This window comes from Mucilaginibacter aquariorum (genome assembly GCF_024498135.1).
GTDB classification, from domain to species: domain Bacteria; phylum Bacteroidota; class Bacteroidia; order Sphingobacteriales; family Sphingobacteriaceae; genus Mucilaginibacter; species Mucilaginibacter aquariorum.
This window is the reverse complement of the sequence record NZ_JANHOH010000001.1, coordinates 703460-729239: the sequence shown is the minus strand read 5'-3', so window position 1 is coordinate 729239 and position 25780 is coordinate 703460. Positions and strand designations below refer to the sequence as shown.

The 25780-nt window shown below is 42.0% G+C and carries 23 protein-coding genes; 16 read left to right on the top strand and 7 right to left on the bottom strand.

The genetic code is table 11. From position 1 onward, the window contains the following. Positions 1–49 precede the first annotated feature (49 nt). From smc to NPE20_RS03060, 7 genes are all read right to left on the bottom strand, one after another. On the bottom strand, positions 50–3595 hold the full coding sequence (smc, locus tag NPE20_RS03090; RefSeq protein WP_256537133.1) for a chromosome segregation protein SMC: 3546 nt from the start codon (positions 3593–3595) through the stop codon (positions 50–52). A gap of 127 nt (positions 3596–3722) precedes the next feature. Further along, positions 3723–4508, bottom strand: a complete 786-nt coding sequence (locus NPE20_RS03085; RefSeq protein WP_256537132.1) for a PhzF family phenazine biosynthesis protein — start codon at positions 4506–4508, stop codon at positions 3723–3725. Between the two features lie 4 nt (positions 4509–4512). Continuing rightward, positions 4513–5175 (bottom strand): ATP-binding cassette domain-containing protein, encoded by a 663-nt coding sequence (locus tag NPE20_RS03080; RefSeq protein ID WP_256537131.1) that lies wholly within the window; start codon positions 5173–5175, stop codon positions 4513–4515. After that, complete coding sequence (locus NPE20_RS03075; protein ID WP_256537130.1) at positions 5153–5494, bottom strand: hypothetical protein; 342 nt, start codon at positions 5492–5494, stop codon at positions 5153–5155. The genes NPE20_RS03080 and NPE20_RS03075 overlap by 23 nt, the downstream gene beginning before the upstream one ends. A 15-nt stretch (positions 5495–5509) precedes the next feature. Then, positions 5510–6214 carry a deoxyribonuclease V gene (nfi, locus tag NPE20_RS03070; RefSeq protein WP_256537129.1) on the bottom strand — a complete coding sequence of 235 codons (705 nt, stop codon included), beginning with the start codon at positions 6212–6214 and terminating at the stop codon, positions 5510–5512. Positions 6215–6275: 61 nt separating this feature from the next. Continuing rightward, positions 6276–7136 carry a sigma-70 family RNA polymerase sigma factor gene (locus NPE20_RS03065; RefSeq protein ID WP_129875191.1) on the bottom strand — a complete coding sequence of 287 codons (861 nt, stop codon included), beginning with the start codon at positions 7134–7136 and terminating at the stop codon, positions 6276–6278. Between the two features lie 199 nt (positions 7137–7335). Then, positions 7336–8175, bottom strand: a complete 840-nt coding sequence (locus tag NPE20_RS03060) for an MBL fold metallo-hydrolase (protein ID WP_256537128.1) — start codon at positions 8173–8175, stop codon at positions 7336–7338. Positions 8176–8406: 231 nt separating this feature from the next. Between NPE20_RS03060 and NPE20_RS03055 the strand changes: the two genes are divergently transcribed. The 16 genes from NPE20_RS03055 (at position 8407) to NPE20_RS02980 (ending at position 25776) form a co-directional block, all read left to right on the top strand. Then, positions 8407–9570, top strand: a complete 1164-nt coding sequence (locus tag NPE20_RS03055) for a zinc-dependent alcohol dehydrogenase (RefSeq protein WP_256537127.1) — start codon at positions 8407–8409, stop codon at positions 9568–9570. Positions 9571–9618: 48 nt separating this feature from the next. Beyond that, entirely contained in the window at positions 9619–10473 is an 855-nt protein-coding gene (locus NPE20_RS03050; protein ID WP_256537126.1) for an SDR family oxidoreductase, read from the top strand. Positions 10474–10505: 32 nt separating this feature from the next. Next, positions 10506–11300: an SDR family NAD(P)-dependent oxidoreductase gene (locus NPE20_RS03045; RefSeq protein ID WP_256537125.1), complete on the top strand. Its 795-nt coding sequence runs from the start codon at positions 10506–10508 to the stop codon at positions 11298–11300. Between the two features lie 192 nt (positions 11301–11492). Then, positions 11493–11984, top strand: coding sequence for a DUF421 domain-containing protein (locus NPE20_RS03040; protein WP_256537124.1), 492 nt, complete (start codon positions 11493–11495; stop codon positions 11982–11984). Positions 11985–12033: 49 nt separating this feature from the next. Continuing rightward, on the top strand, positions 12034–12723 hold the full coding sequence (locus tag NPE20_RS03035) for a class I SAM-dependent methyltransferase (protein WP_256537123.1): 690 nt from the start codon (positions 12034–12036) through the stop codon (positions 12721–12723). Between the two features lie 2 nt (positions 12724–12725). Further along, positions 12726–13850, top strand: a complete 1125-nt coding sequence (locus NPE20_RS03030) for a beta-1,2-mannosidase (RefSeq protein ID WP_256537122.1) — start codon at positions 12726–12728, stop codon at positions 13848–13850. A 116-nt stretch (positions 13851–13966) separates the two neighbouring features. After that, positions 13967–14521 (top strand): hypothetical protein, encoded by a 555-nt coding sequence (locus NPE20_RS03025; RefSeq protein ID WP_256537121.1) that lies wholly within the window; start codon positions 13967–13969, stop codon positions 14519–14521. Between the two features lie 177 nt (positions 14522–14698). Then, positions 14699–15640: a hypothetical protein gene (locus NPE20_RS03020; RefSeq protein WP_256537120.1), complete on the top strand. Its 942-nt coding sequence runs from the start codon at positions 14699–14701 to the stop codon at positions 15638–15640. A gap of 8 nt (positions 15641–15648) precedes the next feature. Further along, a complete protein-coding gene (locus NPE20_RS03015) occupies positions 15649–17202 on the top strand; it encodes a vanadium-dependent haloperoxidase (RefSeq protein WP_256537119.1) in 1554 nt (517 codons plus the stop codon). A gap of 11 nt (positions 17203–17213) precedes the next feature. Next, on the top strand, positions 17214–18008 hold the full coding sequence (locus NPE20_RS03010; protein ID WP_256537118.1) for a hypothetical protein: 795 nt from the start codon (positions 17214–17216) through the stop codon (positions 18006–18008). Between the two features lie 101 nt (positions 18009–18109). Beyond that, positions 18110–19210, top strand: a complete 1101-nt coding sequence (locus tag NPE20_RS03005; protein ID WP_256537117.1) for a hypothetical protein — start codon at positions 18110–18112, stop codon at positions 19208–19210. Positions 19211–19443: 233 nt separating this feature from the next. Continuing rightward, the gene (locus NPE20_RS03000) at positions 19444–19908 is read left to right on the top strand and encodes a RidA family protein (protein ID WP_256537116.1); all 465 of its coding nucleotides are present in this window, start codon (positions 19444–19446) and stop codon (positions 19906–19908) included. A 10-nt stretch (positions 19909–19918) separates the two neighbouring features. Next, positions 19919–21031, top strand: coding sequence for a D-TA family PLP-dependent enzyme (locus NPE20_RS02995; RefSeq protein WP_256537115.1), 1113 nt, complete (start codon positions 19919–19921; stop codon positions 21029–21031). 42 nt (positions 21032–21073) lie between these two features. Next, positions 21074–22144, top strand: coding sequence for a dipeptidase (locus tag NPE20_RS02990; RefSeq protein WP_256537114.1), 1071 nt, complete (start codon positions 21074–21076; stop codon positions 22142–22144). A gap of 9 nt (positions 22145–22153) precedes the next feature. Next, positions 22154–24754 carry an MGH1-like glycoside hydrolase domain-containing protein gene (locus tag NPE20_RS02985; protein WP_256537113.1) on the top strand — a complete coding sequence of 867 codons (2601 nt, stop codon included), beginning with the start codon at positions 22154–22156 and terminating at the stop codon, positions 24752–24754. A 92-nt stretch (positions 24755–24846) separates the two neighbouring features. Beyond that, positions 24847–25776, top strand: coding sequence for a sugar phosphate isomerase/epimerase family protein (locus NPE20_RS02980; protein WP_256537112.1), 930 nt, complete (start codon positions 24847–24849; stop codon positions 25774–25776). The last annotated feature ends 4 nt before the right edge of the window (positions 25777–25780 follow it).

Sequence of the window (25780 nt, the reverse complement as noted above, 5' to 3'; positions counted from 1 at the left end):
AAAAGTCCGAAAGTATTAACTTTCGGACTTTTTTGTTTACCCTATATTCCTAATCAGCTAATTCGCGCAGATCAACAGGTACCACCCTTGATATGCCTTGCTCAACCATGGTTACCCCGTAAATAATATCGGTACAGGCAATAGTGCGTTTATTGTGTGATATAATGATGAACTGCGATTCTTTAGAAAATTTACGGATAATGTTATTAAACTTATCAATATTGGTATCATCAAGCGGGGCATCAACCTCATCGAAAATACAGAAGGGCGCAGGCTTTAACAGGTAAAGCGAAAACAATATCGCCGTAGCTGTAAGCGTTTTTTCGCCACCCGAAAGTTGATTGATAGACAAAGGGCGTTTCCCTTTAGGCCTTGCAATAATATCAATTTCAGACTCCAGCGGATGCTGCGGGTCGCTTAGTATCAAATCGCAGGAATCTTCTTCATTAAATAACGACCGGAATACCTTAATGAAATTCTCGCGCACCATAGTAAAAGCCGACATGAATTTCTCTTTAGCGGTATCATCTATCTCCTGTATGGTTGCCAGTAACGATGCTTTAGCTTCGGCCAGATCTTTCTTTTGCCCCTGTATAAAACTATGGCGTTCGCTCATTTCATTATAAGCTTCAACAGCCATTGGGTTAATAGCGCCAAAATCGTCCAGTTGCCTTTTTAACTTTTCGGTACGTTCGCGTATATCATCTTCATCGCCGGCTTCATTGGTGTCAATCTCTATCAGGTCGTTTATATCTACGTTAAATTCTACTGATAAGCGCTCACGTAAGGCATTTAGTTCCAACTTAAGGTTATTGCGTTGATCCTTTAATTCATTCTCTAAAGCCTCGGTTTGGTCTTTCCTTTGCCTTAATTTCGACACCTCGTTCTCGCTTTCGGTAATGGTAGCCCGCCATGTATAGTATTCCTGCTCGGCGTCCGCAGTACCTTTTTCAAGCGCTTCCTTTTGCTCATACATTTCCAGCAGGCTTTCGTCGCTATCGCCGGTTTGCTGCAGGTTTTCCATGATCTGGGCCTTCACCTTTTCTAGCTCTGTACTATTTTGGCGGATGCGTACATCCAGATGTTCCAGCTGGGTTTCGCGGTAGTCAAGATCTTTCACCAACCCCGAAACTTTATTTTGCTGCTGATGGAAACGGATATTTTCCTGATTATAGGTAGTGGATTGTACCGTTACCATTTCGTTCAACTCATTAAAGGCCTGTTGCTTATCCAGCATCAAATCGCTTTGGATCTGCTTTTGGGCTTTCAGTTCAATTGATAGGGGGCTAAGGTTAAGTATCTCTTCTTTTATGCCGGCTATTTTGTTGGCGATATCCTGCTTACGGTTAAGGCTGTTCTCTATAAATGCCTGGTATTGTTCCTGTTTAGTTTTAACGGTGACTAATTCGGTATTTACCTGATTCAGTTCAAACTGCTGCTGCCTTAGCTCATTAGTTCTGCCCGATTCCTTTAAGGCAGATAGCTTGCTTTGCAGCTCCTCACTTTTGCTTTTATATTTTTGAATGCGGGTTTCGGCCTGCTTAATTTCTTTTAGCAGGTTATCAAGGTTTTTAGCCCGGCCAATACGTTTACCCTCAAACAAACCTACCGAGCCACCAGCCATGGTGTGTTTTGATTTATTGAACTTACCGCTTTTACCAATCAGCACAACGCCATCGGGTAATTTAACCGCGTTAATATCTTGTTCTGTATTATCATTTACCAAGTAAACACTCTTTAGCAAATGATTACATAATGGCTTATAACGCTCCTCAACTTCCACAACAGATAAAGCAGGTACAGCGGCCGAATCTATTAAACTTGTTTCGTTTGGTTTTGACGCGGCCTCGTAGTTATTCAGTATGAAAAAGTGCGCACGTCCTTTTGCCGAGTTACTTAGCAGGTTAATAGCCGCTATGGCTTCGTCATAAGTATTTACCACATAATGGTTCATAAGCGGCTCCAGGTAGTTTTCAATGGCTACCCGGTATTCTTCCTTGCAAAATAGTATATCGCTAAAAAGGGTAACTGTTTTAGCCCAGTTAGTGTTCTTTTTTAAGAAACGAATAGATTCCGGGAAGCCTTCCAAATTATCAACCAAACTTTTGGTGAGGTTATATTCGTTCTGTTTAGCATCCAGTTTACGACCATCAGTGGCTATGTTATTGTTTGCCGTTTTTAGTTCGGTCTCTGTTTCGGCTATTTGTTCCTGTAGCTTGTTTTCGGCATCAACAGCAAGGTCATATTCGCTTTTTAAAGTTTCAACGCGGTTCTGCAGCTCAGCAACTACCGTGTTGAAATGCGAAAGTTCGGCTTCCTTGTTAGTGGTGTCTTCCATATTGCGCTGGCTTTCCTGCTCAAGCGCCTGTTGTTGTATGTTTAGGATTTCAATATCCTTTTCGGCTTTGTAAAGCTGGTTTTGCAGCCTGCTGTTTATGCTGTTCAGTTCATTTAGCTCGTTACGTGCCTCTGCCTGTTGCACACGCAGTTCGTCAACCGCTTCCTTTAATTCGGCAACGCGTTGGGTTATCGTATGCAGGTTTTCGTCTTCCTGCAATTTCTCTTCGTTCAGGCGTTTTATATTGTATTGAACGTGTTTAAACTGATTATTGTCCCGTTCCAGCTCTTCCTTTAAGCGGGTTTCTTTATCCTGCTGATGTTTTAGCTGCTCGTTCTTAACACGTTTCTCGCTTTCGTATGCCCGTATTTTGGCCGTGAACTCGTTACTGGCTTTTTGTTGTGCTGCAAGGTTTTTCTCTTTGGTAAAGCTATCCAGCTTGTTTCGCTGCAATGCGGCCTCCAAAGTATCTATGTGCGCAGCAATGCCCGATTTTTCTTCCCGCTGGATCTGTTCTTTCTCTTCAATTTCGGCTAACGACTTGCTGAAATTTGCGATACGGAATGACGCCAGTGAAATGCTTAGTACCTTATACTGTTCTCTCAGCTTGTAGTAGCGTTCTGTTTTTTTAGCCTGATTTTCAAGCGTTTTTAAATTCTTTTCTATCTCAAATAGCAAGTCTTCAACACGTTCCAAATCAGCTTCGGTATCTTTTAACTTGCTGAATGTTTGTTTTTTACGAAGCTTATATTTAGAGATACCCGATGCTTCTTCAAACAAATTACGGCGCGAGCCTTCTTTGTTATTAATGATCTCGTCTATCATCTTTAATTCGATGATAGCATACGAATCTGCACCGATGCCCGTATCCAGGAAAAGATCTGTGATATCCTTTAAACGGCACTGTACATCATTAAGGCGATACTCGCTTTCGCCGGTGCGGTACAACCTGCGCGTTAAAGTTACCTGCGAGAAATCTGTAGGGAGGACGTTTTTGGTATTATCGAATGTTAAGGAAACTTCGGCAAGGTTAGCGGCCTTGCGGCTTTTAGTCCCGTTGAAAATTATGTTATCCATTTTCTCGGAACGCAGCGCACGGGTACTTTGCTCGCCCAAAACCCAGCGGATAGAATCGACCACATTGCTCTTACCACAGCCATTTGGGCCAACAATAGCGGTAACACCCTCATTAAAATTAATGGTGATCTTATCTCCAAAGCTTTTGAACCCCTTGATTTCTAACTTGGTAAGTTGCATTAATACTCCGTATGATCTAAAAAAATTAAGGTCGGAAAATAAGCAAAAAAAGTCAGCCCCCCAACCCCTTGATAGGGGAGCTTTCGAACGTCTAATTTTAATTGACTATCCCTTTAGAGGGCTTCGCTTAAATATATATTTCCCCTTTAAGATAAGTTATCGCTTTGCCGGTCATAATTACCCTGTCACCTTTCAGCTCGCACCATAGCTCGCCTTTGCGGGCAGATACCTGGTAGGCATGTAATTTGTTCTTCCCCAATTTTGCGGCCCAGTAGGGTATAAGATTGCAATGCGCCGAACCGGTAACCGGGTCTTCGGGAACGCCGGCAGCAGGGGCAAAGAAGCGGGATACAAAATCAACATCTTTACCGGGGGCCGTAACAATAATGCCAAGGCTATCTATCTTGGCTAAAGCAAAATGGTCGGGTTTTATATCTAAAATATCATCCTCAGTATCGTAAACCAGAAAGTAATCACGTGAGCGTAAGATTTCTTTAGGCTTTTTACCGCCTAATGCCTCTATCAAACCTTCAGGCTTATCGGCAGCAAATGGGGGCCGCGACGGGAAATCCATTGAATACTTATCACCATCGCGTTTTACTATCAGCGTGCCGGCTTTAACCGTGTCAAAACGAATGGTATCGCCCTCGTATCCCAGTTCGGTGAATAATATATGTGCTGATGCAAGTGTGGCATGTCCGCAAAGATCTATTTCCAGTTCGGGGGTAAACCAGCGCAGCAAATAGCCATTTTCGGTTTTTAAAAAAAAAGCGGTTTCGGCAAGGTTATTTTCCAGCGCTATCTTTTGCATGGTTTCATCAGGCAGCCATTCATCCAGCGGACAGATAGCAGCAGGGTTGCCACCAAACAGTTTATCGGTAAAGGCGTCGGCCTGATAAATAGGGATAGTCATGGTATTATCGATTGATACTGCTAAGATAGCCGTAAGTAACTAATTCTTCATTATCAATAATATGTTTTGTGCAGCCATTATTTAGTAAAATCACCTTATCACTAACCTCTAATATATTATAATACTGATGATCTGTTACGATGATGCCTTTTCGTTTGGCACATGCCCGGATAATAGGTTTAAATGCATCGGCCTGTATGGGTGATATGTGTGTGAAGGGTTCATCAAGCAAAATAAAATCTGCCCTGCTATGAATGATCATCATAGTTTCCAGCTGGCGCAGTTCGCCACCCGATACCTGCCCGGCAGTTTTATTTGCATTTTGTTGATAGATAGGTAGTTCGGCAAAATCATCCCATGAAAAGGGATCGACGAGTATTTTAGCTAATTTATCCAGCCGGATACCAGTTGGCAAATAGTTGTGCTGCGGCAAATAAGCTATGCGGTTATCGTGATAGCCTTTGTGTATAAACTGATCGTTAATACTAACATACCTGTGGGCGGCAGTTAAAGTGCCAAAAATAATTTTTAGTAAGGATGATTTACCGCAGCCGTTGCGGCCTAACAAACCAATTACTTCGCCCTGTTTGCATGACAGGTGAACATCGCGCAAGATCTTGCGGCCATCAAAAGCCAGTTCAATGCTATCGGCCTTTAGTGTGTACATGGTGCGGGGCAAATAAGTGTGAGGCGGTAAATAAAACGATGAGCATAATTATGAATATGGCCATATCAATTGCAAAGGCATAAATATACATCCGCTTTATACTGTAACCGGCATTGCGGTAATACATATAAACGTTTTTGGCGGTATAGCTTTGCAGGAATATTGTTGAAGCATAACCTATAAATTTCCAAAAAAACATAAAGCCTGTTACCCGGGCGCCGTATGTACCAATAAAAAAGATAGCGGTAAGGGTAAACCCCAAGTTCCAGGGTAGGATGGGTTTGTAAAAGTACTTTAATAAGGTACGGATGTGAGACATGTACAGTTTAAGCTATCAATCGAACAATCCCAGCTGCTTAGTATTATCTTCCCCGTTCTTTACCCTTATTTTATTTACTAAGATGTGCGCCTGCCTGGTAGGTTCAGGTATGCGATAGCCACGAATGCAATTTTTTATCACATCAACGCTTTGTTGCATATTGATATTGTGCCCCGGCGAAATGTAAATAGGTTTACAGTGTAATTTACTGCGTAGCGCAATGCCAATGAGTTCGCCTTTATCATACATAGGGCTTTCGGCAAATATTTCATCAGCGGGTTCTTCGTACCTTCCATAAAGCCTGCTTTTTGCGCTGCCTATAGTAGGCACATTTGTAAGCAAGCCAAAATGCGTAGCAATACCAAGGCGGCGTTCATGGGCTATGCCTTGTCCGTCTAACACCAAAAGGTCGGGTTTTACATAAAGATTATTCCACGCGTTAAATAATGCAGGTATCTCTCTAAAGGCGAGCAAGCCCGAAATATAAGGGAACGAGGTATGTGACATAGCGGTTGATGTGGCTATCACCTGCATATCGGGATATTTAAATACCACGATGCCTGCATATAATAATTCAGAATCTAAATTAAAGGAAATATCAGCCCCGGCAATGGTTTTAAAGGGCGTTTTAAGTTCGCGAATCTGGATCTTTTGGCGCAGCTCGTCCTGATAAGCAATTGCTTCGGCGGGTGACAAGTGTTCGTAGCCGGATGGATCCATATAACCATAACGAAAAAAGCCCCCGTTTTGTTTAACGGAGGCTTTAAGTTTTAACTTATAGTTACCCTAAATAGGATTTCAGGATCTTACTTCTTGAGGTATGTCGTAACCTTTGCAGCGCCTTATCTTTAATTTGACGTACACGCTCGCGTGTTAAATTGAACTTTTCGCCAATTTCTTCCAGTGATAAAGGATGATTGCTACCTAAGCCAAAGAACAAAACAATTATCTCGCGTTCGCGCTCGGTAAGGGTAGATAACGAACGTTTAATCTCTTCAGATAAAGATTCGTTAATAAGGATAGAATCTGTATTAGGTTCCTGGTTTTCCAGTACATCTAATAAAGTATTTTCTTCTCCCTGTACAAATGGTGCATCCATAGATACATGGCGGCCACTATTACTCAGGGTGTCAGATATTTTGTCTACTGTAGTTTCCAGCATATCTGCAAGCTCTTCCGGAGATGGCTCGCGTTCATATTCCTGTTCAAGCTTTGAAAATGCTTTGCTTATTTTACTCAGGGAACCAACCTGGTTTAATGGCAAACGCACAATACGTGATTGTTCTGCAATAGCTTGCAATATTGATTGACGGATCCACCAAACAGCGTATGATATAAATTTGAAACCTTTGGTTTCATCAAAGCGTTTTGCAGCCTTAATTAACCCTAAGTTACCTTCGTTAATAAGGTCACCAAGGGTAAGTCCCTGGTTTTGATATTGTTTAGCTACCGATACCACAAAACGAAGGTTCGTTTTTGTTAAGCGCTCTAATGCAGCCTGATCGCCTTCTCTAATTTTCTGTGCTAAAATTACCTCTTCTTCGGCAGTTATTAGGTCAACTTTACCAATTTCGTGAAGATATTTGTCGAGGGACTGTGACTCACGGTTGGTAATTGATTGAGTTATTTTGAGTTGTCTCATTTATTTAATTAACCTCGATTCTTTAATTTAGAATTGAACGTGCAAAGCTACAAATTTGTTTCTAAAAATAACATTTTATAGCCAATAATGCCAGTATTTTACTATTATTTGAAAGATGTTTTAATTGACTTACTTTGGAATAATATTTGTGGTGAAAGATTTAAGAAGTTTATTTAATAAAATTTCTTAAACGTTAAAATTACATCTCATCCAGCTTAAATATATCTTTCACCTTTATTCCTTTTTCAGTTTGTTGCAGGGTGCAGCATTCGTTTATCGGGTCGTGCTCCAGGTATAGTATATATTCTTTTTCAACCGCTTCATTTAAATAAGCTTTTTTTTCGCCTAAAGTTTTTAGTGGAAACATATCGTATGCCATTACATAGGGCAGAGGCAAATGGCCTGTAGATGGCAGCAGATCGGCCATGTATAAAAGCTGTTTACCTTTGTAATTAATAAGCGGCAGCATCATGGCATCGGTATGGCCGTATGCAAAACGGATGCTAATGTCATCAGTAAAGCTCACACCATCCCGGGCCTGGATAAATTTCAGCTGTCCGCTTTCCTGTATGGGCAATATATTATCTTTCAGGAATGATGCTTTTTCACGCTCGTTGGGGTTAACTGCCCAATCCCAATGCTGCTCGTTACTCCAGTATGTAGCGTTCTTAAATGTTGGAGATAGTTTTTCCCCATTACGTGTAACAGCACCGCCAACGTGGTCAAAATGTAAATGGGTTAAAAATACATCGGTTATATCATCCCTATGAAAGCCCTTTGCAGCCAACGAACTATCCAGTGTAGCATCACCATGCAAATAGTAATAACTAAAAAACTTTTCATCCTGCTTGTTGCCAATGCCGGTATCAACCAAAATTAAGCGGCTGCCATCTTCTATTAGCAGGCAGCGCATGGCCCAGGTGCAAAGGTTTCTATCATCGGCCGGGTTGGTTTTATTCCATATCACTTTGGGCACTACGCCAAACATGGCACCGCCATCTAATTTAAAAAAGCCGGTATCTATAGTATGTAACTTCATTTTTAAATTCAATTTTCGAAGGTGAAGGTAAAATTTTAACTACAGAGTGCACAGCGTTTTTTTACAGAGAGCAAAAGCATTACAAGGATAGGTTCGTTTCTTCTGTGTTCCTGATGGTTTTAATCACACGATTGATTATGATTTATAACTATAGAATAAATTTAATTTCTTAAAACTATAATTTAATAACCCATGTTGTATTAAAACTAAACGAAAACTAAAATAATATTTATGAAAGCAGCGGTATTTCACAAACCCGGCGACATCAGTTACGATACTGTTGACGATCCACGTATAGAAGACCCGAGGGATGTTATTCTTAAGGTAACATCTACCGCTATTTGCGGTTCGGATCTGCACATATTAAGCGGCGGCGTGCCACAAACCAGCGATATGATAATGGGGCACGAATTTATGGGTATTGTGGAGGAGGTTGGCTCGGCAATTACTAACCTTAAAAAAGGCGACCGGGTAGTTGTGCCTTTCCCTATTGCTTGCGGGCATTGTTTCTTTTGTAACCACGGTGCATCGCCAAACTGCGAAAATTCTAACTACAAACATTATGGCCCCAATGGCGACATGATGGATCAGAAAGGCGCAGCCTTATTTGGCTATACTGACCTGTACGGCGGCTACAGCGGCGGGCAGGCCGAATATGTAAGGGTACCTTATGCAGATATCAGTCCGCGGATTGTACCTGATAATATGACCGATGAACAGGTGCTTTTCCTGACCGATATTTTCCCTACGGGGTGGTCGGCCATTGATTGGGCACAACTAAAAGGCGGCGAAGTGGTAGCCATATTTGGATCGGGGCCGGTAGGTTTAATGGCGCAAAAGGCTGCATGGATAAACGGAGCAAGCCGTGTTATCGCTATCGACCCATTAAACTATCGCTTAGAAAAAGCACGTACTGTAAATAAAGTTGATACCCTAAACCCTGACGAGGTTGATGTGATAGAAGCCATCCGTGAGATGACAGGTGGCCGTGGCGCCGATGTTTGTGTTGATGCGGTAGGTTTTGAGCCCGAACGTACTATCATTGATAAAGCCAAAGCATTGGTGAATTTTGAAGTAGGTAGCATGAAGGTTTTAGATATGGCCTTTAAAGCCGTACGCAGAAGCGGCACAGTTACCATAATGGGCGTGTATGGCTCAACCTACGATAATTTCCCGATGCACCGCATGTTTGATAAAGGCTTAACTATCCGCCAGGGACAGGCGCCGGTACTTAATTATATAGATCACCTGATAGACCTGGTTAAAGAAGAGAAGGTTGTACTGGACGATATTATCTCTCATACACTACCATTAAGTGAGGTAGCTAAAGGGTATGAGATATTTGACAAAAAAGAAGATGATTGCGTTAAGGTTGTAATGAAACCCTGGCAATAAATAACAAGGCTTTCGCTTAACCGCGATAGCTATTTTAATTTAAGATATATGAGCACACAACAAGAAACACCCGAAAAACAAGACCATCAGCCCGGAGTAGAAGCCGAAATGGACCCGCGGCCAGAGTATATAAAAGCCAATTACAAAGCAGCCGGCAAACTGGAAGGTAAAGTAGCCCTAATAACCGGTGGCGATAGCGGCATTGGTCGTGCGGTTGCCGTACATTATGCACGTGAGGGAGCAGACGTGGCTATTGTATACTTGGAAGAAGACGAAGACGCCACTGAAACACAAAAGTTAATTGAGGCGGAAGGCCGTAAATGTTTACTGATACGGGGAGATGTAAAGGACAGGCAGTTTGTAAATAACGCGGTTGAGCAAATAGTAAATGATCTGGGCAAACTCAATGTTCTGGTAAATAACGCTGCCGTACAGTTTCCAAAGCAGGACCTGAAGGATATTACTGAAGAGCAGCTGGAAGATACATTTAAAACAAATATTTTTGGATATTTCCATTTTGCAACCGCAGCGCTTGAGCATCTGCATGAAGGGGATACAATTATCAATACCACATCGGTAACCGCCTATCGTTCCTCACCAAATTTAATAGATTACTCATCTACAAAAGGGGCAATTACTGCGTTTACCCGCTCTTTGGCCACAAATCTTGCTAAAAAGAAGATCCGTGTAAATGCCGTGGCGCCCGGCCCTATCTGGACACCGCTCATTGTATCAACCTTTGATGAGGAAAAGATAAAAGAGTTTGGCAAAGAAACAGGAATGGAAAGAGCAGGGCAGCCATCAGAGGTGGGCCCGGCGTATGTTTTTCTGGCATCAGACGATTCATCCTACATCACCGGTCAGGTTATACATGTTAATGGTGGCGAAGTGGTAAATGGATAAGTGAGCGTGACATCTAATAAAACAATATAACTATGAGTAACACAACAAAATATGCCTTAATTACCGGTGCAACAAGCGGTATAGGCTTAGAGCTGGTAAAGTTATTTGCAAAAGATAATTATAACCTGATCATTGTTTCCCGCAATCAGCAGGAACTGGATAAAACAGCAAAAGAGTTACAACAGAACGGAGTGGATGTAATAACCATAGCTAAAGATCTGTTTAACCGCGATGAAGTATTCTCGCTTTGCGAAGAGGTGAAACGCACCGGTATACAGGTTGATGTTTTGGTGAATGATGCCGGGCAGGGTGTTTATGGTTTATTTAAAGATAACGATATAGATCGTGAACTGAAGATCATTGATCTTAACATTGGGGCATTAACCATACTTACTAAACATTTCCTGAAAGAAATGGTAAGTCGTAATGAAGGTAAGATATTAAACGTGGCATCTATTGCAAGCGAAACCCCTGGCCCATGGCAGGCGGTTTACCATGCTACAAAAGCCTATGTACTATCATTAACAGAAGCTATTCGCGAAGAGGTTAAGGATACCAATATCACGATCACCGCATTACAACCCGGTGTAACTGATACCGACTTTTTTAACAAAGCCGGTATGAACGATAGCAAAGCCGTGCAGGACAAAGAAGCCATGGCAAACGCTGCCAATGTAGCCAAAGATGGCTACGACGCGCTAATGGCCGGAAAGGATAAAATAGTGTCCGGCTTTAAAAATAAGTTGCAGATGGCTATGGGCAATGTAACGCCGGATAGTACCCTGGCCCATATGGTAAACGAACAGCAAAAACCTGTTGAGCATTAACAGTTTTAATTTTTCAAACTTAATATTACAAAGGCTCCGGTTCGGGGTCTTTTTTGTGCGGTTAACCTTAGCCTATAAACTTGATTAACATAAGCTTACAAGCTAATTTTATACTTGCCGGCAAACAATTCCATTGTGTTTGTATTATAATTTAGCAACGTGTTAATGTTATTTTAATACAAGTATCAATCTATGGATATCATTATCAAAATATTCGGCGAGGGTAAAGATCTCACCTTATCGCAAATGAGCGCAAGGGCATTTGTGGTTTACTTTATAGCGCTCGCCTTGATACATATATCTGGAAAAAGGACGTTCGGCAAAAAGTCGGCCTTTGATATCACTATTACCATTATACTTGGTGCGGTATTGAGCAGGGCTGTAGTTGGTGCTTCCCCGTTTATGGCTACAGTAGCGGCCTGCCTGGTTCTGGTTTTAATTCACCGGATATTGGGGTGGGTTATTTTATACAGCAAACCAGTTAGCAAACTTTTAAAAGGCGAAAAGATATTACTTTATCAGGATGGCCATATCAACGAAAGAAATCTGCATAAATGTCTTATGACACAAGATGACCTGATGAGCGATGTACGCCTGAAAGCAAATGAAGATACCCTTAATAATGTAAAAGAGATTTACATGGAAAATACCGGTGAGCTTAGCATTGTGAAGAAAAAAGATTGACGCTTTAGCATACAATTCCTTTCTTTGGTCTGTATAAATTACAAATTACTTGAAAGATATATTTGGGCAGGCATTATTTGATCACTTTAAAAATGCCGGCAAGCATAAGTTATGGATAAACAACACCTACGGTCCAAAAGAAGAGATGCCGCTGGATGCATATTTCCGTACCGAAGAGGAAATGCCCGACCTGGAACTAATCGCACTTAATAAATGCCACGGCAAAGTTTTGGATATTGGTGCGGGTGCCGGTAGCCATGCTTTAATATTACAGGATAAGGGATTAGAAATTACCGCACTGGATATATCGGGTTTGGCTGTTACTGTTATGCTGCAGCGCGGGGTTAAACATGCAATAGCAAAAGATATTTTCACCTATCAGGCAGATAAATACGATACCTTATTATTAATGATGAATGGTATAGGGCTATGTGGTACTATTCAACAATTACACCTATTTTTACGGCATACCAAAACGCTGCTGAATAAGGGCGGCCAGTTATTATTTGATTCTTCTGATATTGCTTATTTGTATGAAGGTGATTTACCCCAAGGCGAATACTATGGCGAATTGCTATATCAGTATGCCTACAAAGGGAAAAAAACCGACTGGTTTAAATGGTTATATATCGACCATGAAAAACTAAAAGCGGTTGCTGCCGAAGAAGGTTGGGTAACGGAGCTTTTATATGAAGACGATATGGATCAATACCTGGTAAGGTTAACACCTGTTAATTAATTATGATGAGAGATTTTTACAAAATTATTCGTGTTTTAATCCTGCTTGTATTAACAGCAGGCTCCGTATCGGCACAAACCGACGAATTACCATCCTGGGCTTTTGGCCCATTTGTGCGGCCGGCTGGGGTTAACCCATTGATAAGTCCCGATACTACAACACGTTTTTATGACCCCATGCGCAAAAAGCAAATGGATTGGGAATCTAACGACACCTTTAACCCCGCTGCTACCATAAAAAATGGCAAAATATATATTCTTTATCGCGCCGAAGATAAATCGGGCACCGGGATAGGGGGCAGGACTTCCCGCCTTGGCCTGGCCGAAAGCAGCAACGGTATTTCGGTTAAGCGGTCGCCTGTACCAGTGTTATACCCCGATAATGATAGCCAGAAAGAATTTGAGTGGACAGGTGGTTGTGAAGACCCACGCGTTGCTATGACCGCCAACGGAACGTATGTCGTTTTCTATACCCAATGGAACCACGATATGCCGCGTTTAGGTGTAGCCACATCAAAAGATCTAAAAAAGTGGACGAAGCATGGCCCTATATTTCGCAAGGCATACAACGGCAGGTTCTTTAATATCGCCAGTAAATCGGCATCCATTATAACAAAACTAACAGGCGGAAAGCAGATAATCGCGAAAATTAATGGGAAGTATTGGATGTACTGGGGCGAAACCGGTGTGTATGCCGCTACCTCCACAGATCTGATAAACTGGGCCCCTTTAATGAACAATGATGGCAGCCTTAAAGCACTGATATCGCCCCGCAAAAATTACTTCGACAGTGATTTAACCGAGTGCGGCCCTCCGGCAATAATTACTCCAAAAGGCATTCTATTGTTGTACAATGGCAAAAATAACATCACTTATGGCGATAAGCATTATACTGCAAACTCGTATTGTGGCGGGCAGGTAATGTTTTCGGCAAGCGATCCAACTAAAGCAATTCGCAGATTAGATAAGCCCTTTTTTGTACCACAAGAAGCATTTGAAAAAAGCGGACAATATCCTGCAGGCACTGTATTTATGGAGGGATTGGTTTATTTCCAAAAGAAATGGTTTTTGTATTATGGCTGTGCCGATTCAAGGGTCGCGGTAGCTATTTTTAACCCGGATAAGTAACCCTTACAATTGGTTCTTAAGATTGTTTTAATAGCTAAGGGCTTTTTTGTAATTTTTTTGTTATAGTTAAATAAATACATATATTTACCCTGTATTGTCCCTAATACTAACGAACTGTGAGAAGGTTTTTTGCTTTATTATTACTTAGCATACATCTGTTTAATACAGGTGGGTATAGCCTTATTTTCGAATATTTCATTCATCGTTCCGAAGTGCAGATCATTAAACAGATCTATGAGAACAAGGTAGATGCCACCCAGCTTGTACAAATAAAGATCCCGGTGCATAACTCCGGAACATCAGACTGGGCCGATTATGAACATGTGCAGGGCCAAATTCAGTTAAAAGATGGTTTTTATAATTACGTGGGCGTTAAAATGACCCGTGACACCATGTACCTGGTTTGTATTGCAAACAGTGTAAAAACAAAGCTTTTTAATGCCAATATAATTGTAGCTAAAAATGTAAGCGATGCTCCCCTAAGTAAAAAGGGACAAGAGGCGCCTATTAAAAAGGTATCGTCAGTAAGCTCGGAGTATAATAATCCTGAGGTAAGCTTCACATTTTTAAGTTTTACAGATTCCATCGATAGAAGAGAAAACCCTATATCTTCCAAATTAACTCATCCTTATATCGAATCGCCGGGCAAACCGCCTAATCACATCGGTTGATTAATATTCCATTTAACTTAATATTCCTGATTTGAATACCGCTGTTGCTGCGCTTTGTCGTAATGCGGCACATTTATTCATATCTGCGAAGTGAATATTTAGCGTCAGCTACTAATTGTGAGATTGTTAGCAGCTGATGCTTAATACGCTTATTGTACTTCTTACTTAAAAATTTATATGAAACACTGTTTACAATATATATTCAAGTATTGTTTAGTTGTTTTAGTTTGTGCCGGGTTCTTTCAACCGGCAAGCGCTCAAACTGAAAACGATGCTTTAATGATCCCTAAAAATTATTTCTGTGCCGCCGGCGTGTACACCCACAATAGCTGGGACCATTACTGGGAAGGTACCTTTAAACGCGAAAACTTAAACCTTGGAACAATAAGCAGCAACGTTTATGCTGTTGGCGGTAACTACGGTTTAAGCAATAGGGTAAACTTATTATTTATGATACCTTACATTACATCAAATGCATCGGCAGGTACTTTAAGGGGCCAGCGTGGTGTGCAGGATATTAGTTTGGCTGTTAAATGGCTGGCTGTTAAGCAAGAGGTGGGCACTGGTTTATTAAGCTTACATGCTATTGCATCAGGTGTGATCCCTGTTGGCGATTACCAGGCAGATTATCTTCCTTTATCGTTAGGTATGCGTAGTAAAAGCATCGCCCTGCGTGGTTTGCTAAATTATCAGGTAGGCAGGTTCTTTGTTGCGGGTTCTGGCCAGTATGTACGTAAGGACAATATAACTATTGATCGCGACTCTTATTACACTACCGAAATGCATTACACCAATCAGGTGGCTATGCCAAATGCTACAAACTTTTTGGTTAGCACCGGTTACCGCAGCTTAAAATTTAATGCCGAAGCAACTTTAACTAAGTTTAATACAATTGGCGGCTTCGATATCACAAAAAATAATATGCCTTTCCCAAGCAACAATATGGATGCAACTATGGCGGGGGCCATATTCAAATACATGTTTCAATCTATACCGGGCCTTGAACTTACTGCCGGAGGCAACTATGTGTTAAAAGGCCGTAATGTTGGTCAAAACAGATCGTTTTTTGGTGGTTTGTACTACGTGTTTGCGGTAAAAAAGGATAAATCTGATAAATAAGAACAATCATGAAAAGAAACATACTCAATATAATTCCTGTAATGATGATAGCCATATCGGTATTTAGTTCATCATGCAAAAAGGATATCCAGGAGCGTAACCAGTTATACCCTGCATTAGCGCCAGCTAACATTGATCTTGATGCTGATACCTGGACGCCAGTATTAACAGCGTCATCTACATTTACCGTGGCTACGCCCGATGCTATTACTACGCCAAACTACCTGGCAGATCTTAACGAGATAAAAAGCTATCAGCGTAACCTTACCAACGAACAAAAAGATATTATCAAATACTGGAGCGCTGGCTCGGTATTAAGGTGGAACGAGATTTTGCGCGAACTTGTTGCAAAACATAACCTGCCGCCATATCAAAATAATGATGGCACTTATCCTGCGCCAAGTGCAGCTAACCCGTTAGCATATCCATTGTTTCCGTTTTCAAACCCGCCATATGCAGCACGTGCCTATGCTTATGTAAGTGCTGCGCAGTATGATGCACTTGTACAGACATGGAAATTTAAAAAGCAATTTGGTCGCCCGGCACCTTACAAAAATGACCCGGCTATACAAGCGCTTGTTCCTAAGTCAGATTTGCCTTCGTATCCAAGCGAAGATGCTGTAGTGGCAGGTGTTACTGCCAAAATGATGGAATTGCTTTTCCCTGGTGATCTGGATTATATCCAAAAGAAAGTTGCTGAAGAAAAACTATACCGCATTATGGCAGGTGCTAATACCCGCTCTGATATGGATGCAGGCGAAGCCCTTGGTAAACAAGTAGCAGCTGTATTTTTAGCCCGTGCACGCACAGACGGCGCTGGTGCGGCTATTGGCAAACCAGAGGACTGGAAAGCATTTGAAACAAATACATCTGCAACCGGCCAGGTGCCATGGATAAGCCTTGAATTGCCAAAACGCCCGCCAATGCTGCCATTGTTTTCAAAGGTAAAGCCGTTTTTATTTGAAAACTCAACTATACCATCTATCCGCCCGCCCGCACCATATTCAACCGGTTCGCCCGAGTTTAAAAAAGAAGCTGATGAGGTATTGGCTATGAGTAACGATCATAGCCGCGAGCATGAACGTATTGTTGCATTCTGGGCAGATGGTGCAGGTACAGTAACCCCTACAGGGCACTGGAATGTTATTGCTGCCGATGAATTTGTTAAACATAATTACAGTGAAGTACGCTGGGCGCGTAATTTCGCATTACTTAACATGGCCGAAATGGATGCTGCTATTGTTTGCTGGGATGCCAAATATTTTTACTTTAATCCCCGCCCAACACAAACCATGTTTAACATAAAAACGCTTACGGGCATACCAAACTTTCCGTCATATACATCAGGCCACTCTACATTCAGTGGTGCTGCTGCTACCGTTTTGAGTTACCTGGTGCCTGAAAAAGCAACACAATTTATGACAATGGCAAAAGAAGCCGGTATGTCAAGATTATACGGTGGTATACATTACCGCAGTGATTGCGATGCAGGTTTGGCCAGTGGTATTAAAGTTGGCGAGTATGCTGTAAACAGGGCCAAAACAGACGGCGGAGGGAAATAGTGAGAGAGGGTATGCTTAGGACCGAACAAAAAATACATTATGTTTTACGTATAGCTGTGGCTATGTGCTTTATAGGGCATGGTATATTTGGTGTTATTACAAAACAAATATGGTGTAACTATTTTGCCGTATTTGGTATTGGTACCGATACTGCCTATGCTTTAATGCCATGGGTTGGTGTGTGCGATATTTTACTGGGAGTAATAATGTTGTTTTACCCTATTCGTGCCATTGCCTTGTGGTTGGTTATATGGGGGGGAGTAACAGCCTTTTTGCGCCCTGTATCCGGCGAGCCGTTTGCGGAGTTTATAGAGCGTGCCGGTAACTTTGGTGCACCACTTGCGCTCCTTATCCTATCGGGAGGGATTAAAAGCTTTCGCCAGTTATTTGTACCCATTAACCCCAATGCTGCGGTTGACGCCATTACGATACAAAATGTATTCAATTGTTTAAAAACAGTTGGTTTCTTGCTGCTGATGGGGCATGGCTGGTTAAACATTATTCAAAAGAAAGGTTTGTTAAGCCAGTATGCGGCAATAGGGTTTACCAACCCTGCAAAAGTTGCACAGTTTGTTGGTGTATTTGAAATAGCCGCCGCCCTTATTGTATTAATTAAGCCTATCCGAAGCATCCTTCTTTTATTCATAATATGGAAAATTTCAAGCGAATTGCTGTACCCGCATTATGGGCTATTTGAATGGATAGAGCGTGGCGGCAGCTATTGCACCCTTATAGCATTATGGTTTGCAACTAAGCAAGTATCGTCCAATCTCAAAGTGCCCACTTTTAAAAATAATCACATTTAAAACAATTATAAATATAAACCCTGGATACGGGTTATAGCCAATCCTTATTGTGTGTCGGCTGTATTACAACAACATTTAACCTTTTTACATAAATCATAAACATGAAATTTACTTATAAATTTTTTATCGGAATTGCTATTTACTTATTCTTTAATAATACAAATGTAAACGCGCAGGGTTGCGTGGCCATCAGAAGTACAGGTGGCCTGTGCGCTATGGATGAACACCCGGATAGCCTGTCATCAAGCGGCAGCTGGCTTTTTAACGCCAATAGCAGATACTACCGCTCATACAAACACTTTGTAGGCAAACAAGAGCAAAAACAACGTATTGCATTGGGTACCAATGTTATTAACCATTCATTCGCTCAGGATTTTACACTTACCCGCATCTTCAACAACCGTTGGTCATTTTCAATAGATGTACCCATACTTAATAACGTCCGCTCTTCATTATATGAACATGGCGGTAAAGAAAGACATGATACACATTCATTTGGCATAGGTGATGTAAGCGTGAAAGCCTACGCCTGGTTATTAAACCCGGCTAAAGCCCGTAAAGGAAATATTCAGGCAGGTTTAGGATTAAAGCTGCCTACCGGAAGCTATAACTATCAGGATTATTTTCAAAACACCGGCGTTGGCGGTGCAAAATTATTAGGCCCGGTTGATCAGTCTATACAGTTAGGTGATGGTGGCACTGGTATTATAACCGAATTAAACGGATACTATAACTTCTCGCATAATTTTGGCCTGTATGGCACTTTCTATTACATGATCAGTCCACGCGAGCAAAATGGTGTATCATCTGCACGCGGCGGTACGCCAAGTGCCAAAGCAGTAAGTAACGGTAGTGATATAATGAGCGTTCCGGATCAGTTTATGATTAGGGTTGGCGCAAATTATGGTGTGGGCAAATTTAACTTCTCGGCAGGTGTACGTGAAGAGTGTTTACCGGCTAAAGATCTGGTTGGTGGCAGTAATGGTTTCCGCAGGCCGGGTTATATCATATCTGCAGAACCGGGTATCACCTATCGCATCAAAAGTTTCTCTATTTATACATTTGTTCCGATTGCTATGGTTCGCGATCGTATACAAAGTGTTCCTGATAAAATCACTACGCGGTTAACCGGTGTATATGCACAGGGCGATGCTGCATTTGCAGACTATGCTGTAAATGTTGGTGTAACGTTTAAACTTTAATACTACATGGTTATATAAATTAAAGGCTGGGGTGGTTCCCGGCCTTTTTTTGTTTTCAAATTTTTAACCACAGAGGACACTGAGGTTTCACAGAGTTAGCAGCGATTTTAACTGCAGAATTTAAATTAAGAACCATAATTTTACTTTGTGTTCTTTGTGTCTTTTTCTCTGTGACCTCTGTGGTTAAAATTAAAACTATACTACTTTTTATTTTTAAATAATAGATTTACAAAATGAACTCAGCTGAACAAAACTTTAAAGAATTAGGCTTAAGCCTGCCACCTGCACCAAAACCGCTTGGTATTTACAAACCTTGTTTAATTGATGGTAAATACCTTTACCTATCCGGCCACGGTACTGTACAGGATGATGGCAGCCTTATTATTGGCCGCATAGGCGAAACCATTAGTATGGAAGACGGAAAGCTTGCAGCAAGGCAGGTTGGCTTAGCTATGCTGGCAACAATTAAAGCAAACTTAGGCAGCCTGGATAGGGTTAAACGTGTAATAAAGGTATTAGGCATGGTTAACTGCACGCCCGATTTTGAAAAACATCCATACATTATAAATGGTGCAAGCGAGCTGTTTGCAAAAGTTTGGGGGGAAGATAACGGTATAGGCGTTCGCAGCGCTGTTGGTATGGGTTCGTTGCCCGATAATATCCCGGTTGAGATAGAAGCTTTATTTGAATTAGTTTAAAGATACAAACATGGCATCATCTGAGTGGTATACCATAAATAATGTTGATGAGCTGGATACGCCAGCCTTAGTGGTATATCCCGCCAGGGTACAAAGCAATATCGATTTGGTTAAAACCATGATCGATGACGTATCCCGTATAAGGCCACACGTAAAAACACATAAAAGCAAAGATATTTGCCTGCTGATGATAAAGGCCGGCATTAACAAGTTTAAATGTGCCACCATTGCGGAAGCAGAAATGTTGGGCATGAGCCAGGCCCCGGATGTACTGTTGGCTTACCAGCCCTCGGGGCCAAAGCTTAAACGGTTTATTCAATTAATAAAAACCTATCCGCAAACAACGTTTTCCTGTTTGGTAGACAACCAGGTCACAGCTAATGCCGTATCGATAGAGGTACTAAAAAATAACATCCAAATACCGGTTTGTATTGATCTTAATATTGGTATGAACCGTACAGGTATTGTGCCCGATGAAGCATTAGGTTTGTATGAAACCTGTGCATCGCTACCGGGGATAGATATCATGGGCCTGCATGCTTACGATGGTCATATCCATGATAGCGATTACAATGTGCGCAAGCAAAGGTCTGATGAAAGTATTGAACCTGTTTTAAAGTTAGCCGCTGCTATTTTAACTAAAGGATACAAAGAACCTATAGTAATTGCGGGTGGTTCGCCAACCTTCCCAATTCTCGCCCAGCGAAAAAATATTGAATGCAGCCCGGGAACATTTGCTTATTGGGATAGAGGATATCAGCTGGCCTTTAAGGAGCAGGCTTTTTTAACAGCAGCCCTTGTTATTGCAAGGGTTATTTCTTTACCCGGGGATGGAAAAATATGTATTGATGTTGGCCATAAATCGGTAGCTGCAGAAAATGAGTTGAGTAAAAGGATCTACTTTTTAAACGCCCCCGAATTAGTGTTTACCGGCCAAAGCGAAGAACACTTAGTGGCTGATGCCGGTAAAGATCACCATTATAAAGTAGGCGATATAATGTATGGTTTACCTTATCATATATGCCCAACTGTTTCTTTATATGAGCGCGCTGTGTTAATTGAAAACCAGTTAGTTGCAGGCGAGTGGAAGACAACCGCAAGAGATAGGAAAATAACGATCTAAAATCTGTGTAATCACAAACACAATCAGTGTAATCTAAAATATATGTTCATTATAGACGCCCACTTAGACCTAAGTATGAACGCGCTGGAATGGAACCGCGACCTGCAAAGGCCTGTTGCCGAAATAAACCAGCGCGAAGAAGGTTTAACTGATAAACCCGATCGTGCCAAAGCGGTAGTTTCCTTACCCGAGCTGCGTAAAGGGAATATTGGTTTAGTGGTTGCAACGCAAATAGGCAGATATGTAGCTCCTGGTAATTCGCTACCCGGCTGGCATTCACCAGAACAGGCGTGGGCACAAACGCAAGGGCAGCTTGCCTGGTATATAGCCATGGAAATTGCCGGTGAAATGACCCAGGTAACCGATTTGCAAAGTCTCAATAATCACCTTGCCCTATGGAACGACGGTGCAGATAATACAGATAAACCTATTGGGTACATATTAAGCCTTGAAGGCGCGGATTCTATTATAGACGTAGGTTTTTTAGAAAGTGCCTATCAAAACGGCCTACGTGCCGTTGGCCCCGCGCATTACGGGCCGGGCAGGTATGCCAATGGTACCGATGCTACCGGAAAAATGGGTGCTAACGGAATTGAGTTACTAAAAGAGATGGAGCGTCTGAACATTATCCTTGATGCTACCCACCTTTGCGATGATGCTTTTTGGCAAGCACTGGATAATTTTAACGGCCATATTTGGGCCAGCCATAATAATTGCCGAGCGTTGGTAAACCACAACCGGCAGTACAGCGATGAAATGATAAAAGCCCTTATTGAGCGCGGCGCGGTAATTGGCGCCGCCCTTGATGCCTGGATGATGGTACCTAATTGGGTGAGGGGAGAGTCAACCCCACGTAAAATGAACTGCAACCTTGAGGTAATGATTGATCATATTGACCATATTTGCCAGATAGCGGGTAATGCCCTGCATGTAGGTATGGGCACAGATTTAGACGGCGCCTTTGGAAAAGAGCAATGCCCATATGATCTGGAAACTATTGCTGATATGCAGAAGGTACCTTCTTTGTTAAAAAAACGGGGTTATACTAATGCTGATATCGAAAATATGATGCATGGTAACTGGCTTCGTTTTTTAAGGAACGCTTGGAAATAAAAATTAAAAATGGGTGCAGAGCAGGATAGGTTAAAGGCAACTGGATGGAAAAAGTGGGGCCCGTATGTAAGCGACCGACAATGGGGAACCGTCCGTGAGGATTATAGCGCTGATGGCGATGCCTGGAATTATATTACTCATGATATTGCCCGTAGTAAAGCTTTCCGTTGGGGCGAGGAAGGTATAGCCGGTATTTGCGACAACGAACAACTCTTATGCTTCGCGGTAACATTGTGGAATAAGAAAGATACTATTATAAAAGAACGCTACTTTGGCTTAAGCAATGCAGAAGGTAACCACGGCGAAGATGTAAAGGAAGTGTATTACTATTTGGATAATACGCCTACGCATTCTTACATGAAAATGCTGTATAAGTATCCGCAGCAGCAATTCCCGTATAACCAATTGGTTGCCGAGAACAAAAAACGCGACCGTACCCAACCCGAGTACGATTTGATGGATACCGGCATTTTTAACAATGATGAATACTTTGATGTATTTGTTGAATATGCCAAGCAATCAACCGATGATATCCTGATTAAGATCACCGTACATAACAGGGGCAAAGAGGCTGCAAGTTTAAACGTGCTGCCAACCATCTGGTTTCGCAATACATGGGACTGGGGGTATGATAATTATAAACCGCAACTGTCGGCAGATGCAAACAACGCCATAAGGATAGAACATAAGGATTTAGAACAAAAGCACTTAATCGCCGAAGGAACATCAACAATCCTTTTCTGCGATAACGAAACTAATACAAAACGTTTCAATAATGTAGACGATGGCAAATCGTATTACAAAGACGGTATAAACGATCATGTTTTATACGGAGCTAATACCGTTAACCCGGCAAATACAGGTACAAAGGCTGCGTTTAACTACGATATAACTATCCCGGCAGGTGAAAGTACCATAATCGGGTTAAGATTATCTGACCAGGCCGGAAATACTTTTAATGATTTTGATGCTGTATTTGCATCGCGTCGGCAGGAAGCGAATGAGTTCTATCAGGATCTTCACCCTAAAAATGCAGATGATGCAAAAGCCAAAATACAACGCCAGGCATTTGCCGGTATGTTATGGAACAAACAGTTCTATTATTACAATATCCACCAATGGTTAAGCGGCGACCCGGCAGAGCCCGGCCCGCCTGTAGAACGTTTGCATCAGCGCAATAGTAAATGGCAACATTTTAATAGTCAGGATATAATTTCCATGCCCGATAAATGGGAGTATCCATGGTTTGCCGCCTGGGACCTTGCTTTTCATTGCATCCCACTGGCCGCTATTGATATGCCCTTTGCTAAAAGGCAATTGAATTTGTTAGTGCGTGACTGGTATATGCACCCCAACGGGCAGCTACCCGCCTATGAATGGGATTTTAGCGATGCTAATCCGCCTGTGCTTGCCATGGCCACCTGGAAGATTTACCAGTTAGATAAACAGGCAAACGGAGGGCAAGGAGACGCGTTTTTCCTGGAACGGATCTTTCATAAATTGATGCTCAATTTTACCTGGTGGGTAAACCGTAAAGATGAGGTTGGCAATAATATATTTGAGGGAGGCTTTTTAGGACTGGATAACATTGGTGTTTTTGACCGCAACACCCGCTTTGCAAATGGTGCGCGTTTAGAGCAAGTGGACGGCACCAGTTGGATGGCCATGTATTCTCTTAACTTGTTACGCATAGCTGCCGAACTTGCCATTACTAACAAAGCATACGCCGATATTGCCTCTAAGTTTTTTGAACACTTTATTTATATTTCGGCGGCTATGTCAAACCTGGGCGAAGGTGGTAATAGTGGTTTGTGGGATGACGAAGATGGCTTTTTTTACGACCAGCTGCGTATGGCGGATGGCACAGCAGAGAAGATGAAGGTGCGCAGTATTGTAGGTTTAATACCTTTATTTGCTACCGAGGTACTAAATGAAGCGGATATCGTGAATAACCCCATCTTTCGTGCACGTATGGATTGGTTTAAGGCCAATCGCCCCGATCTGGTCGCGTTGGTATCCCGCTGGGATGAGAAAAGCGCCGGTGGTAAACATTTGATAAGCCTGTTGCGCGGGTACCGTATGAAGGGGATCCTTAAATATATGCTGGATGAAAATGAGTTTTTAAGTGAGTATGGTATTCGTTCACTGTCAAAATATCATCTCGATAACCCTTTCAGCGCAAATATTAATGGCACTCAGTTTAGTATAAAATATGTGCCTGCCGAAAGCGATAGCAATATGTTTGGCGGCAACAGTAACTGGCGGGGTCCGGTTTGGATGCCTATTAACTACCTCATTATAGAGAGCCTGAACGATTTTTACCTGTACTACGGCGACGATCTTAAAGTAGAATGCCCAACCGGCTCCGGTAATATGATGAACCTGAAAGAAGTTGCCAACGAAATTTACAGGCGGATCTCAAAACTTTTCCTGCCGGATGCAAATGGCCGCAGACCAATAAACGGGCAGGACGAAAAAGCGCAAACTGACCCTAATTTTAAAGATCATATTCTGTTCTACGAATATTTTGATGGGGATACCGGCAGGGGATTAGGCTCAGCACACCAAACAGGGTGGACTGGTTTGATTGCTAACTGTTTGTATCACTAAATGCTTAATGCGTTGATTTGACACAATAAAATTTCTTTCTTTAAATTAATTGATTTAGATTTACTTACCAAGTAAACTAAATTATAAACGTAATGAATTTTAACAGGCGCAAGTTTTTGCAAAGCACGGGCACTTTGGTGCTTGGCAGTGCAGTTTTATCAGGCAAGGCATCATCATACCTAAACATTATTAAACACCCGGTGGGTGTGCAGCTGTTTACATTTTTTAATGTAATAGATGCCGATGTTAAGGGAACCTTAACCAAGGTTGCTGCAGCGGGTTACAAAGAAGTAGAATCGGCATTTAGCAAAAAGGGTGGTTATTATGGCCTTAAACCAAAGGAATTTAAATCACTGGCAAATAATCTGGGCTTATCGTGGAAATCGCATCATGTGCTGGGCGCGCCGTTCAAAATGCCGGCAGGCGCTAAAATGCCAACCACGCCCGATGGTAAACCCATGGTAATACCACCAATGCGAAACTTACGGGACAATATGCAGCAGTTGGTAGACGAAGCGGCCGAGGGCGGGGTTAAATACCTGGTATGTGCCAATACCCCAACTGAAAACATGGACGACTTAAAGGCATCAATTGCGGTATTAAATAAAACCGGCGAGGCGGCTACAAAGGCGGGGATCACGTTTGCCTATCACAATCATGATATGGAATTTAAGATCATCAGCGGAGGTGTGATACCTTACGATATGTTGTTATCAGAAACAGACCCTACACATGTAAAAATGGAACTGGATCTGGCATGGGCTATTAAAGCGGGGAAAGACCCTGTTGACCTGTTCAGACAAAACCCTGGTCGTTTCCCATTATGGCATGTGAAAGATCTGGATGCAAGCCGTGAGAATATACTGCCTGTAGGTAGTGGTACTATTGATTTTAAGCCCATATTCGCGGCCGCCTCTACAGCTGGCATGCGCAGCTTTTTTGTTGAACATGATATGCCGAAAGATGCTTTTGCAAGCATTAACAGCAGCATTCAATATATTAGTAAAAACCTGAATGTTTAATATC

Coding starts and splice junctions, on each gene's coding strand:
- NPE20_RS03050 (WP_256537126.1), top strand. CDS start 9,619: ATGAGCACACAACAAGAAACACCCGAAAAACAAGACCATCAGCCCGGA.
- NPE20_RS03065 (WP_129875191.1), bottom strand. CDS start 7,136: ATGAGACAACTCAAAATAACTCAATCAATTACCAACCGTGAGTCACAG.
- NPE20_RS03000 (WP_256537116.1), top strand. CDS start 19,444: ATGAACTCAGCTGAACAAAACTTTAAAGAATTAGGCTTAAGCCTGCCA.
- NPE20_RS02985 (WP_256537113.1), top strand. CDS start 22,154: ATGGGTGCAGAGCAGGATAGGTTAAAGGCAACTGGATGGAAAAAGTGG.
- NPE20_RS03010 (WP_256537118.1), top strand. CDS start 17,214: ATGCTTAGGACCGAACAAAAAATACATTATGTTTTACGTATAGCTGTG.
- NPE20_RS03040 (WP_256537124.1), top strand. CDS start 11,493: ATGGATATCATTATCAAAATATTCGGCGAGGGTAAAGATCTCACCTTA.
- smc (WP_256537133.1), bottom strand. CDS start 3,595: ATGCAACTTACCAAGTTAGAAATCAAGGGGTTCAAAAGCTTTGGAGAT.
- NPE20_RS02980 (WP_256537112.1), top strand. CDS start 24,847: ATGAATTTTAACAGGCGCAAGTTTTTGCAAAGCACGGGCACTTTGGTG.
- NPE20_RS03075 (WP_256537130.1), bottom strand. CDS start 5,494: ATGTCTCACATCCGTACCTTATTAAAGTACTTTTACAAACCCATCCTA.
- NPE20_RS02995 (WP_256537115.1), top strand. CDS start 19,919: ATGGCATCATCTGAGTGGTATACCATAAATAATGTTGATGAGCTGGAT.
- NPE20_RS03005 (WP_256537117.1), top strand. CDS start 18,110: ATGAAATTTACTTATAAATTTTTTATCGGAATTGCTATTTACTTATTC.
- NPE20_RS03045 (WP_256537125.1), top strand. CDS start 10,506: ATGAGTAACACAACAAAATATGCCTTAATTACCGGTGCAACAAGCGGT.
- NPE20_RS03015 (WP_256537119.1), top strand. CDS start 15,649: ATGAAAAGAAACATACTCAATATAATTCCTGTAATGATGATAGCCATA.
- nfi (WP_256537129.1), bottom strand. CDS start 6,214: ATGGATCCATCCGGCTACGAACACTTGTCACCCGCCGAAGCAATTGCT.
- NPE20_RS03055 (WP_256537127.1), top strand. CDS start 8,407: ATGAAAGCAGCGGTATTTCACAAACCCGGCGACATCAGTTACGATACT.
- NPE20_RS03085 (WP_256537132.1), bottom strand. CDS start 4,508: ATGACTATCCCTATTTATCAGGCCGACGCCTTTACCGATAAACTGTTT.
- NPE20_RS02990 (WP_256537114.1), top strand. CDS start 21,074: ATGTTCATTATAGACGCCCACTTAGACCTAAGTATGAACGCGCTGGAA.
- NPE20_RS03060 (WP_256537128.1), bottom strand. CDS start 8,175: ATGAAGTTACATACTATAGATACCGGCTTTTTTAAATTAGATGGCGGT.
- NPE20_RS03080 (WP_256537131.1), bottom strand. CDS start 5,175: ATGTACACACTAAAGGCCGATAGCATTGAACTGGCTTTTGATGGCCGC.
- NPE20_RS03030 (WP_256537122.1), top strand. CDS start 12,726: ATGATGAGAGATTTTTACAAAATTATTCGTGTTTTAATCCTGCTTGTA.
- NPE20_RS03020 (WP_256537120.1), top strand. CDS start 14,699: ATGAAACACTGTTTACAATATATATTCAAGTATTGTTTAGTTGTTTTA.